This is a genomic window from Pseudomonas sp. Root71 (assembly GCF_001429045.1).
In the GTDB taxonomy this organism is placed as follows: domain Bacteria; phylum Pseudomonadota; class Gammaproteobacteria; order Pseudomonadales; family Pseudomonadaceae; genus Aquipseudomonas; species Aquipseudomonas monachiensis.
Map to the genome: position 1 here is coordinate 88,355 of NZ_LMHY01000003.1, position 13,535 is coordinate 101,889.

The window sequence follows — 13,535 nt, forward strand, 5'->3', positions numbered from 1 at the left end:
ACTTCGCTCACGACTTCGCCCCGGCACGCAGGATGGCCGGATCGAGCCCGCGATACAGCGCCTCGACCTGCTCCGCGCGCCACTGCAATACCGCACGCTGATTGATCGAGCCCTTGTCGGTGATTTCACCCCGGTCGATAGACGCCGGCTCGTCGAGCAAGGCGATCCATTCCAGGCGACTGGCATTGCCCGTGGCGTCGCGATTGAGTCGCTGCAACCAGCCGGCAAACCATTCGCGCACCGGCGCGCTGGCCAACACCTCGGTGTCACTGGCACTGGCCGCCAACCCTGATAGCCGTCGACATTCGAACATCCGCGCAAACACCAACGCGCCCAGGCATTCGCGATCCGGCGCGGTCACCACCAGGTCCTGGACATAGGGCGAACCTTCGAGCACCGCACGACTGCGCAAGAGCCCGACGCTGACAAACACGCCGGATGACAATTTGAAATCTTCGGCGATACGCCCGTCGAACATCAGCCCCAATTGCGGATCACGCGGGTCGGCGAGCTTGAGCGCATCGCCGGAACAGTAGAAGCCCTGCGGGTCGAACGCATCGAGCGTCTGCTGCGGTGACCGCCAGTAGCCGGGCATGATGTGCGGCCCACGAAAGCGCCCTTCCAGCTTGCCGTCCACCGGCACCAGGCGCACCTCGCAACCGGGCGCCGGCAAGCCGACATAACCGGCCATGGACAACGGCCCGGTGGTGAAGGTGCAGGACGGTGAAGCCTCGGTCATGCCGAGCCCGGCCATCATGCGGATACGCTCGCCGCAGTGCTGTTCGCTGATCCGGTCGAGGCGGTCCCAGACGCTTTGCGACAGACCGGCCGCAGCAAAGAAAAACAGGCTGATGCGCTTGAAAAAGATCTCCCGCAACTCCGCGTCCTGCTCCAGTGCCGAGGCCAGTTCCTCCCAGCCCTTGGGCACGGTCAGGTAGGCGGTGGGCGACACTTCCTTGAGGTTACGCAGGGTCTGCGCGAAACCCTGCGCCGTGGGCTTGCCGTCGTCCAGGTAAAAGCTGCCACCGTTGTAGAGCACGATGCCGACGTTATGGCTGCCGCCGAAGGTGTGGTTCCATGGCAGCCAGTCCACCAGCACCGGCGGTTCTTCGCCGAACACCGGAAACGTCTGCAACAGCATCTGTTGGTTAGAGCACAGCATGCGCTGGGTGGTGATCACCGCCTTGGGCAGTTTGGTCGAGCCAGAGGTGAACAGGAACTTGGCGATGCTGTCCGGCCCCGTGCCGGCAAACGCGGCTTCGGCCTCGGCCCCGCCCGGCTGCTCAAGCAGGCTGGCAAAGCTGACCTGGTTACGCCCGGCGATTTGGCCACGGACGGTGATCAATGGCGTTTGGGCCGGCAGCACCGCCTCGATGGCGCGTTGGTAGGCCGCGGCGTCACTGACAAACACCAGGCCGGGCTGCAGCAGCTCGCAGACGTGACGCAGCTTGGCGAAATCCTGGGACAACAGCGAATAGGCCGGCGATACCGGGCAGTAGGGAATGCCCGCGTACAGGGCACCGAACGCCAGTTGCAAATGTTCGATGTCGTTGCCCGAAAGCAGCACCAACGGTTTCTCTGCGCACAGCCCGTAACTCAATAAGCGCTGGGCAATGGCGCGAACGCTGTCGAGCATCTCGGCATAGCTGACCCGGCGCCACTCACCGTCGGCCTGGCGGGCGGCAATGAAAGTCTGCTCGGGACGCACCCGGGCCCAATGCACCAGACGGTCAAGCAGGCGCGGCGGATACTCGGCCAATGGCTCCAGGGAACGCATGTGCAATGCGCCCTGCCGCTCTGTCACCTCGACCGCGGCGCGACCGATGGACACGTGGCGGTAGCGCGGCGCGCCGGCCTCGGTGTGGGGTTGCGATCTGAATTCGGAACTCACGTGCTTGTTCTCCATCAAGGCACGCTACCACCAAGCCGCACGAATGGGTATGGTGGTAGCTGCAGCCTTTTTTATTGTTATTTCTGCGGTTCAGATCGGGTAATGCCGTGGTCCATGCTGCAAGGTGACCCAGCGCAACTGAGTGAAATGCTCGATGGATGCCTTGCCGCCAAAGCTGCCGTAGCCGCTGGACTTGACCCCGCCGAAGGGCATTTGCGCTTCGTCGTGCACGGTCGGGCCATTGATATGGCAGATGCCCGACTCGACCCGTTGGGCCAGCGCCAGGGCACGCCCGGTATCACGGCTGAAGATCGCCGCCGACAACCCGAACTCGGAATCGTTGGCCAGACGCAACAACGCTTCATCGCCATCACCACGCAACAACACCGCTACCGGGCCGAAGGACTCTTCGCGGTACAGGCGCATGCTCTCGTTGACACCATCGAGCAGGGTCGGCTGCAAAATGCTGCCTTCCAGTTGCCCGCCAATCACCAGCCGCGCGCCCTTGGCGACGGCATCATCGATCAGCGACTTGATGCGCGTGCCGGCACTGGCATCGACCAGCGAACCGAGCACTGAATCCGTCGCCGCAGGATCACCGGCGCGCAAGGTCTCGACCTTGGCCGCCAGTTTGGCGACGAAGGCATCGGCAACCTTGGCATCGACGATCAGCCGTTCAGTGGACATGCAGATCTGGCCCTGATTGAAATACGCGCCAAAGGCTGCCGCCGCCACCGCTGCATCCAGGTCGGCATCATCGAGCACCAGCAACGGCGCCTTGCCGCCCAGCTCCAGCAGCGCCGGTTTGAGGTGACGCGCCGAGAGCTCACCAACGATGCGCCCGACATGGGTCGAACCGGTGAAGTTGACCCGCCGCACCGCCGGGTTGGCGATCAGCCGCTCGACAATCGCCGGGGCATCGGCCGGGGCATTACTGATGACGTTGACCACGCCATCGCCCAATCCGGCATCCTGCAAGACCAGGCCGATCAGGCGGTGTGCCGCCGGGCTCAGCTCCGAAGCCTTGAGCACCACGGTATTGCCGCACGCCAGCGGCATGGCGATGGCGCGGGTGGCGAGAATCACCGGGGCGTTCCACGGGGCAATGCCCAACACCACACCGCAGGGTTGGCGCAGGGCCATGGCAAAACTGCCCGGCACATCCGAAGGGATGACTTCGCCATTGATCTGGGTGGTCATCGACGCCGCTTCACGCAGCATGTTGGCCGCCAGCCGCACGTTGAAACCGTACCAGTTGGCCATGGCCCCGGTTTCGCCAGCCGCAGCAATGAACTCGTCGCTGCGCGCCTGCAACTGCTCGGCGGCCTTGAGCAAACGGGTGCGACGTTCATTGGGCGCCAGGGCGGCCCAGGCGGGAAACGCTGCCTGGGCCGCAGCCACCGCGGCATCGGCATCTTCCAGGGTGGCGGCGGCTACCCGCGATACCACTTCACCGGTCACCGGGTTGCGGCGTTCGAAGGTCCGACCGTCGCGGGCAGGCAGCGACTGGCCGCCAATCAGCAGGGGCACGTCCAGCATGGTGATTCCTCTTTATTGTCTTTATCGGGAATACAGTCGAGCGATACAGAGCGCCGGGGCAGACATGCACCCGGCGATCAGTCTCAGCGCTTGTAGGCCTGCAGACCGGGCTTGATGCTCTTGTCGTCGAGGAACTGCTTCATGCCCTGTTCGCGACCACCTTCGGTGTCGAGCAGGCGCGACTGGTCGAGCTTGGCGTACAGGTAGTCCTCGTTCTGCTCCCAGGTCAGCTCGCGGCAGCGCTTGAAGCCATGCTTGGCCGCACGCAGCACCACCGGGTTTTTCTCCAGCAGGTTGCGCGCCAGATCCACGGTGACTTCACGCAGTTGCGCCAGGGGCACGCTTTCGTTGACCAGGCCCATCTCGGCGGCTTTCTGCCCACCGAAGGTCTTGCCGGTCATGATGTAGTACAGCGATTGACGGTGGCCCACGGTGTCGGCCATGGCCTTGCTCACCAGGTTGCCCGGCGGGATGCCCCAGTTGATTTCCGAGAGGCCGAAGGTTGCTTCATCGGCGCAGATCGCCAGGTCACAGGCCACCAGCGGACTGAAGCCGCCACCGAAGCACCAGCCGTTGACCATGGCGATGGTTGGCTTGGCGTACATGCGCAACAGTTTCCATTGCCATTGCGAGGCTTCGCGGCGGATTTTTTCCTGGAGGATCTCCGGGCCCGCGTCCACTTCGCGAAAGTACTCCTTGAGGTCCATGCCCGCGGTCCAGGCGTCACCGGCACCGGTCAGCACCAACACGCCGGCCGCCGGGTCCTGCTCCAGGGTTTCCAGCACATCGATCATTTCCCGGTTGAGCGTCGGGCTCATGGCGTTGCGTTTTTCCGGGCGATTGAGGATGACCCAGGCGATGCCTTCTTCGATCTCGACCTTGACGGTTGTCCAGCGACCTTCGTAATTGCTCATGGCGATGCTCTCTTGTTCTTGGCTTGAAGATGACTGGAAATTAAAGGAGCGATTTAGTTATGTCAATTAACTATTAATCTAATTAACCATTTTTTTATCTACCCGCAAATATCCTTCCACCCCATCGCGGTGAACGACGGGCATAGCTATCAGCGGCCAACCCCGGCAAACTAGATACACTTGTTAACCTCCACCTCTTCAGGATTCACCCGCAATGGCCAAGCCCTCTCCCCTCGCCGACCAGAGCGAGTCCCCGTCCGCCACCGCCGAGCTGCAGGCACCGCTGGATTCGGCACTGGATGACCTGATCGGCTACGCGATGCGGCGCGCCCAACTCAAGCTGTTCCAGAACCTGATCGGTCGCCTGTCAGCCCACGACCTGCGCCCCGCGCAGTTCTCGGCCCTGGCGATCATCGACCAGAATCCGGGGCTGATGCAGGCCGACCTGGCCCGGGCCCTGGCCATCGAGCCGCCGCAGGTGGTGCCGCTGCTCAATAAACTGGAAAGCCGCGCGCTGGCGGTGCGGGTGCGTTGCAAGCCGGACAAACGCTCCTACGGGATCTTCCTGAGCAAGACCGGCGAAACTTTGCTCAAGGAGCTCAAGCAAATCGCCGCGCAAAGCGATTTCGACTCCACGTCAGCGCTGACCGGCGGGGAACGCGAAGAACTGCTGCGCCTGCTCAAGAAGGTTTATCAGGACTGAACGCGTTATGCCGGCACACCCCCGAGGGGTGGCCGGCCAGGAACATCGAGCAACTTGGCGTTACCAGATAGGCAAGGTGTAGAGCACCTGGAACCGGGTCTGGTTTTCGTCACGAAAGGCCGTACCGCTCGGGAAGTCGTTGCGATAGATCGCCTTGCGCGCCAACAGCCCGACGTTTTTCAGCGGACCGCTCTGAATCACATAACCCAGTTCCATCTGGAATTCGCGCTCTTTGCGGTCCTCGGCGTTGAAGGCGGCCAGCTCAATGTTGTCGCCGCGCACGTAACGCAACCTTCCCTTCAAGCCGGGCACCCCGGACGCGACGAAGTCGTAGTCATAGATCGCTTGCCAGGTGCGCTCCTTGGCGTTGAGAAAATCCGAAGCCATGGTCTGTTCGCTCATGCCCATCAACTCCGTGCCGGAGATGTAGGGCGTCGCCGTGTCGCCGCTGGAATGCATGTAGCCGAGGCTCACACGGTGCCCGCCGAGGCGGTAGCCGAACAATGCCGAGAGGTTGCGGTTGTCCACCTCACCCGCTTTGGCGGCGCCATCCTCACGGCTGAAAAAACTGCGCAAGTCACTGGTGAACACACCGTCGCCGAGCGGCAGGTTGTGCAGCAGCGCCAGGGTGTCCTGTTGGTACAACTCGGCCACCTCCGCATGGTAGGCGCGCAGACTGAGTTCTTTGTTGACCTGATAATCGCCCCCCACGTACGCCAGATGCGAGGTCGTGGCGGCGCCGTTGAATCGCCGGTTTGGCGTGGCGATACTCATGGCCTGATAGTCCGTGGAATCGCGCTTGTTGATGCGGTCGATGTAGCCGGTGTTGAGGGTCAGGCCATCGAAATCTTTGGAACTGAGGGTCGTGCCGCGAAAGGTCTGTGGCAACAGTCGCGATGGGCTGGCGAAAGCGAACGGCAGGAAAATCGAGACATCGCCGCTCTTCACCGTGGATTGGGCAAATCTTAGTTTGGCTGTCGGGGCGAGCCGTGAATATTCATCCGCCGCGCGCTTGTCGCTGGCCGACACCGGCAACAACTCGGTGCCGCTGCGATGCGGCGCGGAGTCGAGCTTGACCCCCAGCAACCCGCGAACGTCCAGACCGAAACCCACAACCCCTTCGGTAAACCCCGACTCCATGCCAAGGATGAACCCCTGGGCCCACTCCCGCGCAGCAGACTTGGCCCCGCCATCCTTGTAGTCACGGTCCATGTAGTAATTGCGCAGGGTCAAGTTTGCGTGACTGTCCTCGATAAACCCCTCGGCCCGCAGCTCAGAGGGCAGAACGCTGACGCCTAGCAGTGCCACGACCCACCCTGGATGGACACTGCAGACGCAGGGAAGTGACGCTACGGAACCGCTGTTCATAGGGCGTTTTGGCATGTTCGATGTCCACTTTTTATTGTTGTTCGTGGGTGCCGGATCCGCACGGGACTGCCGGCTTCACGACCAGAGAATGGAAACAGCCAAGGGTCGCCGTCAATCGCAGATGACCGATAATCGAACATTAATATTATTATCTATTTTCACATAACCATCTGAATGCATTCTTAATAGACTGTTTTTAAACACTTTATTTGTGTTTTTTACAATTTTCAGGACGGTGTTCTTTTTTTAGTTATCTTTGTTATCTTAATCACCAGCGGTCAGCGACGGCACCCCAAACACATGGCGGGCTCGACTGCATAACAAAAACAACAATGAGGTTCACCCATGGACAGTCCATCGCGTCGCTCGACGCTGACAATCGCTTTGTGCTTTATCGTTGCGCTGATCGAGGGGTTCGATCTGCAGGCTGCCGGCACCGCTGCCGCGGGATTGCGCCAGAGCTTTGCCCTGGACCCGAAGATGATGGGCTGGGTGTTCAGCGCCGGGATCATCGGCCTGCTGCCGGGTGCGTTTTTTGGCGGCTGGGTGGCCGATCGTATCGGCCGCAAGAAAATCCTCGTCGGCGCCGTGCTGCTGTTTGGTGTCTTCTCGCTCTGCACCGCCTATGTCGAGAACTACTCCAGCCTGCTGCTGGTGCGCTTCATGACCGGCCTGGGCCTGGGTGCCGCCCTGCCCAACCTGATTGCCTTGTGTGCCGAGGCCGTGAGCGAGCGCCATCGCGGTACCGCCATCAGCGTCATGTACTGCGGCGTGCCCTTGGGCGGCGCGCTGGCGGCCGTGGTGGCGATGTTTTCCAGTGAGCACTGGCAAACCACCTTCATCATCGGCGGTCTGACGCCCTTGCTCGTAGTGCCGCTGATGGCCCTGCTGCTGCCCGAATCCACCGCGTTCCGCCAGCAACACATCACGACCAGCAGCTCACGCTCGTCTACCGCTCAGGCGCTGTTCGGCGAAGGACGCGCACGCTGCACGCTGGCCTTGTGGTTGAGCTACTTCTTCACCCTGACCGTGATGTACATGCTGCTCAACTGGCTGCCTTCACTGTTGCTGGAACAGGGCTTCACCAAGCCCCAGGCAGGCATGGTGCAGATGCTGTTCAACATCGGCGGCGCCATTGGTTCGCTGCTCGGCGGGGTGATGCTGGACCGCTGCAACGGCCTGAAAGTGGTCCTGTTCGTGTACGCCGGGGTGTTGGCGGCGCTGGCCGGGGTCGGCCTGTCGGTGGGTATCGTGCCAATGGCCATCGCCGGGTTTGCCGTCGGGTTGTTCGTCATGGCCGCACAGCTGGTGCTGTATGCATTGGCGCCCCCTTCCTACCCGACATCGGTGCGCGCCACCGGAGTCGGCGCGGCCGTGGCCATCGGCCGGCTCGGCTCGGTGGCAGGCCCCCTGGCCGCCGGCCAGATCCTCGCCGCCGGTGCCGGCACCACGGGCGTGCTGCTGGCAACGTCACCAGGGCTGGTGATCGCCGCGCTGTCGATCCTGACCGTGATCGCCCGCAACGGAGCGACCACCGAGTCTCAACCGCAAGCGGCAAACTGAGCTCCGTAACCTGGGTCGCAGAAATGAAAATGCCCGGCAATTGGCCGGGCATTTTTTTGACCACCGAATCAGCCTCAATCGATGCGCATCAATGACTAATCAGTACAAGGGAGACGGTTAAGCACCTTGCGCAGATAGCTCGCCGATGCGGGGCACAAATGCTTGAATTGAACGGTCTGGGTGATCACCTCAGGTGCCTCGTCCCTGCCAAGCAGTTCGTACCCATTGGCAGCGAAAAAACCAGCAGCGCCCTGGGTCAGCAGGTGCAACCGGATTACACCTTGAGAGAGCGCCAAGCGTTCCAGTTCAGACAACACCGCTTTACCCAGCCCCTCCCCACGATGCGTCTCACAAACGACTATCGAGCGCAGCAACAGATCGGAACCCGCACCTTCGAGCCCTCCATAAGCCACCCATTGCCCATCCACTTCAAACCGGTAAAACTGTCGATCCGGTTCGCTGACATCACTGAAGGGCAGCCCTGCCTGGCTTAATGATTTGCGCAGATGGTCCATTTCATTCAGCGCTACTTTTCTTGTCTCCATGGTCCACCCTTGTTTGGCTCGCTGACATCCAATGCTAGCAGGCTCAATGAAGTGGCCAGGCAGCTCAATAGCCGCCCTCACGAAAGACCGCGCGCCGTTACTTCTTCCGAACCCACGAACATCTCAGCAAACGGAGTCACCTACATGGACGTTATCAATCAGTTGCAGCCCGAAGAGTGTGCAGGCATGGAGGATATCCGACGCGAAATCGATGCCCTTGACCAGGTTGTCATCAAGTTGTTGGGCAAGCGCTTTCACTACGTACTGGCTGCCTCGAAGTACAAGACCTCAGTGACTTCGGTGCGTGCTCCGGAGCGTTTCAAGGCCATGTTGGCGACACGACGCGAGTGGGCCGAGGCTGAGGGCCTGAGCCCTGATGTAATCGAGAAGATGTACAGTGACCTGGTGAACCACTTCATTGCAGAAGAAATGAAACACTGGGCGGCTCATCAATCCGACACCTGACTCTAAAGTCCGGGCTGTTCGCCATGGGTCGGTCGCGAGCCCGGCGACGGCAGAATTGAAGGGGGCAATAGAGCGCTCGAACGAGCGCCCTGTTCAAACTAACGACGACGCGCTACCTGGCGCCGTTATCGGGCACCGTTACCGGGCACCGTTACCGGGCGCCGTTACCGGGCGCCGTAGACGTCAAAGTCGAAGTACTTGTTGTTGATCCGCGCGTAAGTACCGTTGGCGAGAATGGTTGCCAGGGCTTTGTTCAAGTCTTCGCGCAACGCGACATCCTCCTTGCGCAGACCAAGGCCATCACCGACGCCGAAGAAGCCCGGGGCATCCAGAGTGGCACCGGCAAATTCATAGTCCTTACCCGCCGCTGTCTTCAAGAAACCGTAACTGGCTTGAATGGCACCCTGCAACGAGGCATCAAGTCGCCCCACGACCAGGTCGGCGTATACCTGATCCTGATTTTGATAGGAAAGAACGTCCACGCCTTTGGCACCCCAAACCGCTTTGGCGTAGTGCTCCTGGGTCGAACCCTGCTCCACACCAATGCGCTTGCCCTTGAGCGATTCGAGGGTCGGCTGTAATCCCGATCCACGTTTGGCCACTAACCGTGCCGGAGCATTGGAGACCTTGTCGGTAAACGCAATCTGCTCCAGGCGTTTGGGTGTGATGGTCATCGACGACGCCACCGCATCGAACTTGCGCGCCAGCAGTCCCGGGATCATCCCGTCCCAACTGCTTTCCACCCAGACGCATCGGGCTTTCAGTTCGGCGCACAACGCCTCGGCGATGTCGACCCCAAAGCCGGTCAGCGTGCCATCCTGGTTCTTGTATTCCAGCGGTGGATACGTCGGGTCCACCCCCAATTTCAACACTTTGCCAGACCAGTCGGCCGCCCCCGCCAGGCTCGAGGCCGTCAGGAACACCAGGGAAACGGCTGCAATCATCTTGTTCATTTTTATTCCTCTTCAGGCCGCAGATTTTTTACCGGCACAACGGGCGAAAATGCGCTGTCTCAACACAGAAAACGTTCGACCAACTTGACCCAATAGCTGGCGCCCACCGGCAGGCAGTCGTCATTAAAGTCGTAGCCGGGGTTGTGCAGCAGGCACCCGCCCTCTCCCTCGCCATTGCCGATCACCAGATAGCTGCCGGGGCATTTTTCCAGGACAAAAGCAAAGTCCTCGCTGGCCGTGAACGGTCGCAAGTCATCGATCAGGTGTTCCTCTCCCAGCCAGTCGCGGGCGACTTCATGGGCAAATGCTGTCTGTTCGGGATCGTTGATCAACACCGGATGGCAATGCTGGTAATCGATGTCGACCCGGGCGCCAAAACTCTCGGCCTGGCCCTTGACCAATTCAGTGATTCTGACCTCCAGCAAGTGGCGAATCCCGGGGGTCAGAGCGCGTACGCTCAGGCTCAGGTCGGCGCTGGACGGGATGACATTCGAGGCGCTCCCGGCATGCAGGGAGCCCACCGTGATAATCGCCATCTCCTGCGGGTTGACGTTGCGCGAGACGATACTTTGCAGGGCCATCACGATCGAGGCAGCGACCACCACCGGGTCGACGGCTTTGTGCGGCACCGCGCCATGGCCACCGTTGCCGATGATTTTGATGTTCACCGTGTCGGCGGACGCCATGAATGGTCCGCTGTAAAAACCCAAATGCCCGACGGGATAACCCGGCACGTTATGCATGGCGAAGATCGCGTCGCACGGAAACCGTTCGAGCAGCCCGTCCTCCAGCATTTTCCTGGCACCGCCCAGCCCTTCTTCCGCCGGTTGGAAAATCAGGTGCACGGTGCCTTTGAACGCCCGTGTCCGGGCCAGATACTGACCGGCTGCCAGCAGGACTGCTGTATGACCGTCGTGACCGCAGGCATGCATGGCACCGTCGAGCCGGCTGGCATAGGGCAAACCGGTGGTTTCCTGTATCGGCAACGCATCCATGTCAGCGCGCAAGCCAATGGACCGACCCTCGCCATTTTCCAGGGTGGCAACGACCCCGGTCTTGCCCACCCCGGTGCTGACCTCAAAGCCCCACTGAGTCAAACACGTTGCAACCAGTTCACTGGTGGCGAATTCTTCAAAACCCAGTTCAGGGTGCGCGTGAATGCTCTGGCGTATCGCGATCATTTCATCTTGCATCGCGGCAATACCAGGCAGGACCAGGCCGGCATCCATGGGTGTTCTCCTTCGACAGGGGCTGTGCAGCAGCGAATGCGCTGTTGGGGTCGATCTTAGGGAACGGACGCTGGGCTGGGGAGGCGCAGTTTGGTTATGATGACAACCATGAGTTGTCACCAGGGTGAGCAGATGAAACTGCATCAATTGCAGGCGCTGATTGCCAGCGCCGAAACCGGCAGTATCCGCGCGGCCGCTCGTTCGCTGCAGATTTCCCAGGCCGCTGTGACCAAAGCGTTGCGCGAATTGGAAACCAGCCAGCAGCTACCGCTGTTTACCCGAACCGCCAGCGGTCTGAACTTCACCGAATACGGCAAAGTGCTGCTGACTCACGCCCGGCTGGTGATCAAGCAACTGGAGCACGCACAGACCGAGCTTGATCACATGCGTGGCAAGGCTCAAGGCCGGCTCTGCGTCGGGATCACCCCATGGGTCGCCCTGACCTTCCTGCCCGAAGTCGTGTCGGTGTTTCGCGAACGTATGCCACAAATCAAGCTGGAACTGTTCGAAAGCCTGATGGCCGTTGCCCAACCGCTGCTGCGCGACGGCAGCATGGACTTCGCGATTGGCCAACTCCATCCCACACAATCGAGTCAGGAGTTCGCCTGCGAAACCTTGCTCGATTACCAGACCTCGGTGTTGGTCCGCGAAGGTCACGCCCGACAGCATGCGCGATCGATCCACGAGTTACTGGAAGAAAACTGGACCCTGAACTACGCGCCGGACGGGCACGATGGGCTGATGCAGGAACTGTTCTGGAAACACGGCGCGCAAATTGATGAGAATCGAATCGTGCGTGCTCATTCACTGGCCATTTTGCAGATGATGGTCGAGCGGGCCGACATGTGCACCTGGGGGCCGTCCATCGTAAGCACAGCCCCGCCATTTCTGGGGCGTGTGGTATCACTGGGGCTGACTGAGCAGTTCGAGCCCCGACAGCTGAGCATCGTGACTCGCCGCAATGGCGCACTGAGCAATCCGGCGGTCTGCTTCACCGAATGCCTGTTACAGGTCATTCGGCGCCATGCGCGCTCGGCCAAAAAGGAAGACCGCGCGCTGTTTGAAACCTTACGGCTGCGGCTGTGAGGTGACCCGACAGTTTTATGTCTGATACGTCAGGACGTCTTTGGGCCGAATCTGGCCGCAGGTACCGGCGACAAGCGTTCTCTTCTGACTGATTCCTGCACGTGGCGACAGGCGGCTCTCGGCCAAAAATGGCCGGTGGTCGTTGCATTACGATTGTCGCCTGCGTTTGGCTAAGCTTAATAAATCAGGGCGAACTGAAACCTTGAGTGATAGCGGCCATCAACGGATCTGGATCGGCCTCAAGGCGGCACTCCCAAGGGAGACGACTATGTACGCAGTTATAAGAACCTACCTGGGTACTGGAGCAAAGGAGCTTTTCGGGCTGTTGGAACAGCGTAATGCCGACGTCGAAGCGACCCTGCGGACAGTACCTGGCCTCGTCAGCTACACACTGTTGAATACGGGTGATGGTGGCACGTCGGTGACTGTTTGCACGGACAAGGCCGGCAGCGATGCGAGCCTGAAAGTCGCGCGTGAATGGATTCAGAAAAATGCATCGAATATTCACTCGAACCCACCGATCGTAACGGAAGGTCCGGTCATTGTGCAGATCAACTAGCGTCCGGTCCGCATGATGGTGAGTGCTATACTTTTTTTCAGATTGCACGAGGTGTGCAACGTTCCCCCCCACAGTACAGCTACCGACTGCTGCCGGACATCGGAGGTCTACAGCAAACCCGAAACGGGAGGTGTGGCATGAATCGACACTATTACATCAGTGACAATCTCAACGATCTTGAAAACGTTGAATATGAACTGGAAGCCAGCGGCATCAATTCCGAACAGATCCATGTACTCAGTGAAAAAGTTGCTGATGTAGAAGAACATCACCTCCACGAGATCAGTTCGCTAATGGAACAGGATGCTGTTCATTCTGGTGAGATTGGTGCGGTGATCGGCGTGCCACTCGCGGCACTTGTCCTGGGCGGCGCCTATTGGATGGGCTGGACCGAATCCCCCGCAGGCTGGATGCCCTTTATTTTCCTTGCCATTGTTGTATTGGGCTTCTGCATCTGGGAAGGCGGCTTTTTTGGGTTCCAGGTGCCGAACACTCACTTCCGCAATTTCAAACAGGCAGTAAAAGAAGGTAAACATATCTTCTTCGTGGATGTTGAACCGAATCAGGAATCGGTACTGGACCAGGTAATCAAACAGCATCCGAAGCTGAAGATTGCCGGCACCGGAACTGCAGCCCCCCACTGGACAGTGGCCTGGCAGCACAAATGGCATCAGTTCAAGCGAGTGATATCGGGTTAGCCAGGAGACTCAAGGCCATCCG

The 13,535-nt window shown here is 60.3% G+C and carries 13 protein-coding genes; 6 read left to right on the forward strand and 7 right to left on the reverse strand.

What is annotated here, in order from left to right:
• Positions 1-7 precede the first annotated feature (7 nt).
• From ASD95_RS04940 to ASD95_RS04950, 3 genes are all read right to left on the reverse strand, one after another.
• On the reverse strand, positions 8-1,891 hold the full coding sequence (locus ASD95_RS04940) for a feruloyl-CoA synthase (RefSeq protein ID WP_056722894.1): 1,884 nt from the start codon (positions 1,889-1,891) through the stop codon (positions 8-10).
• A gap of 90 nt (positions 1,892-1,981) precedes the next feature.
• Complete coding sequence (locus ASD95_RS04945) at positions 1,982-3,430, reverse strand: aldehyde dehydrogenase (RefSeq protein ID WP_056722897.1); 1,449 nt, start codon at positions 3,428-3,430, stop codon at positions 1,982-1,984.
• Positions 3,431-3,513: 83 nt separating this feature from the next.
• A complete protein-coding gene (locus ASD95_RS04950) occupies positions 3,514-4,344 on the reverse strand; it encodes a p-hydroxycinnamoyl CoA hydratase/lyase (RefSeq protein ID WP_056722899.1) in 831 nt (276 codons plus the stop codon).
• Positions 4,345-4,558: 214 nt separating this feature from the next.
• Here ASD95_RS04950 and ASD95_RS04955 point away from each other — a divergent pair, with 214 nt between their 5' ends.
• Positions 4,559-5,047: a MarR family winged helix-turn-helix transcriptional regulator gene (locus ASD95_RS04955; RefSeq protein ID WP_056722902.1), complete on the forward strand. Its 489-nt coding sequence runs from the start codon at positions 4,559-4,561 to the stop codon at positions 5,045-5,047.
• Positions 5,048-5,107: 60 nt separating this feature from the next.
• Here ASD95_RS04955 and ASD95_RS04960 read toward each other — a convergent pair whose 3' ends face one another.
• A complete protein-coding gene (locus ASD95_RS04960) occupies positions 5,108-6,415 on the reverse strand; it encodes an OprD family porin (RefSeq protein WP_223542105.1) in 1,308 nt (435 codons plus the stop codon).
• A gap of 345 nt (positions 6,416-6,760) precedes the next feature.
• On the opposite strand from ASD95_RS04960, the gene mhpT reads away from it, so the two are divergent.
• Positions 6,761-7,978 carry a 3-(3-hydroxy-phenyl)propionate transporter MhpT gene (gene mhpT, locus ASD95_RS04965; RefSeq protein WP_056722906.1) on the forward strand — a complete coding sequence of 406 codons (1,218 nt, stop codon included), beginning with the start codon at positions 6,761-6,763 and terminating at the stop codon, positions 7,976-7,978.
• Between the two features lie 95 nt (positions 7,979-8,073).
• On the opposite strand, the gene arsN2 is transcribed toward mhpT, so the two are convergent.
• Positions 8,074-8,523, reverse strand: coding sequence for an arsenic resistance N-acetyltransferase ArsN2 (gene arsN2, locus ASD95_RS28320; RefSeq protein WP_082562909.1), 450 nt, complete (start codon positions 8,521-8,523; stop codon positions 8,074-8,076).
• A 144-nt stretch (positions 8,524-8,667) separates the two neighbouring features.
• On the opposite strand from arsN2, the gene ASD95_RS04975 reads away from it, so the two are divergent.
• The gene (locus ASD95_RS04975; RefSeq protein ID WP_056722908.1) at positions 8,668-8,988 is read left to right on the forward strand and encodes an isochorismate lyase; all 321 of its coding nucleotides are present in this window, start codon (positions 8,668-8,670) and stop codon (positions 8,986-8,988) included.
• A 164-nt stretch (positions 8,989-9,152) separates the two neighbouring features.
• Here the strand turns inward: ASD95_RS04975 and ASD95_RS04980 are convergent, their stop codons facing one another.
• Both ASD95_RS04980 and ASD95_RS04985 read right to left on the reverse strand, forming a co-directional pair.
• Positions 9,153-9,941, reverse strand: coding sequence for an ABC transporter substrate-binding protein (locus ASD95_RS04980; RefSeq protein WP_056722910.1), 789 nt, complete (start codon positions 9,939-9,941; stop codon positions 9,153-9,155).
• Between the two features lie 59 nt (positions 9,942-10,000).
• Positions 10,001-11,170: a M20 aminoacylase family protein gene (locus ASD95_RS04985; RefSeq protein ID WP_056722912.1), complete on the reverse strand. Its 1,170-nt coding sequence runs from the start codon at positions 11,168-11,170 to the stop codon at positions 10,001-10,003.
• 132 nt (positions 11,171-11,302) lie between these two features.
• Between ASD95_RS04985 and ASD95_RS04990 the strand changes: the two genes are divergently transcribed.
• The 3 genes from ASD95_RS04990 (at position 11,303) to ASD95_RS05000 (ending at position 13,513) form a co-directional block, all read left to right on the forward strand.
• Positions 11,303-12,256 (forward strand): LysR substrate-binding domain-containing protein, encoded by a 954-nt coding sequence (locus ASD95_RS04990; protein WP_056722914.1) that lies wholly within the window; start codon positions 11,303-11,305, stop codon positions 12,254-12,256.
• Between the two features lie 268 nt (positions 12,257-12,524).
• Positions 12,525-12,815, forward strand: coding sequence for a hypothetical protein (locus tag ASD95_RS04995; RefSeq protein ID WP_056722915.1), 291 nt, complete (start codon positions 12,525-12,527; stop codon positions 12,813-12,815).
• Positions 12,816-12,952: 137 nt separating this feature from the next.
• Complete coding sequence (locus ASD95_RS05000; RefSeq protein WP_056722916.1) at positions 12,953-13,513, forward strand: hypothetical protein; 561 nt, start codon at positions 12,953-12,955, stop codon at positions 13,511-13,513.
• The last annotated feature ends 22 nt before the right edge of the window (positions 13,514-13,535 follow it).

Excerpts from the sequence above, each read along its gene's own strand:
- ASD95_RS04945 (WP_056722897.1), bottom strand. The coding sequence starts at position 3,430 with ATGCTGGACGTGCCCCTGCTGATTGGCGGCCAGTCGCTGCCTGCCCGC.
- ASD95_RS04950 (WP_056722899.1), bottom strand. The coding sequence starts at position 4,344 with ATGAGCAATTACGAAGGTCGCTGGACAACCGTCAAGGTCGAGATCGAA.
- ASD95_RS04955 (WP_056722902.1), top strand. The coding sequence starts at position 4,559 with ATGGCCAAGCCCTCTCCCCTCGCCGACCAGAGCGAGTCCCCGTCCGCC.
- ASD95_RS04960 (WP_223542105.1), bottom strand. The coding sequence starts at position 6,415 with ATGAACAGCGGTTCCGTAGCGTCACTTCCCTGCGTCTGCAGTGTCCAT.
- mhpT (WP_056722906.1), top strand. The coding sequence starts at position 6,761 with ATGGACAGTCCATCGCGTCGCTCGACGCTGACAATCGCTTTGTGCTTT.
- arsN2 (WP_082562909.1), bottom strand. The coding sequence starts at position 8,523 with ATGGAGACAAGAAAAGTAGCGCTGAATGAAATGGACCATCTGCGCAAA.
- ASD95_RS04975 (WP_056722908.1), top strand. The coding sequence starts at position 8,668 with ATGGACGTTATCAATCAGTTGCAGCCCGAAGAGTGTGCAGGCATGGAG.
- ASD95_RS04980 (WP_056722910.1), bottom strand. The coding sequence starts at position 9,941 with ATGAACAAGATGATTGCAGCCGTTTCCCTGGTGTTCCTGACGGCCTCG.
- ASD95_RS04985 (WP_056722912.1), bottom strand. The coding sequence starts at position 11,170 with ATGGATGCCGGCCTGGTCCTGCCTGGTATTGCCGCGATGCAAGATGAA.
- ASD95_RS04990 (WP_056722914.1), top strand. The coding sequence starts at position 11,303 with ATGAAACTGCATCAATTGCAGGCGCTGATTGCCAGCGCCGAAACCGGC.
- ASD95_RS04995 (WP_056722915.1), top strand. The coding sequence starts at position 12,525 with ATGTACGCAGTTATAAGAACCTACCTGGGTACTGGAGCAAAGGAGCTT.
- ASD95_RS05000 (WP_056722916.1), top strand. The coding sequence starts at position 12,953 with ATGAATCGACACTATTACATCAGTGACAATCTCAACGATCTTGAAAAC.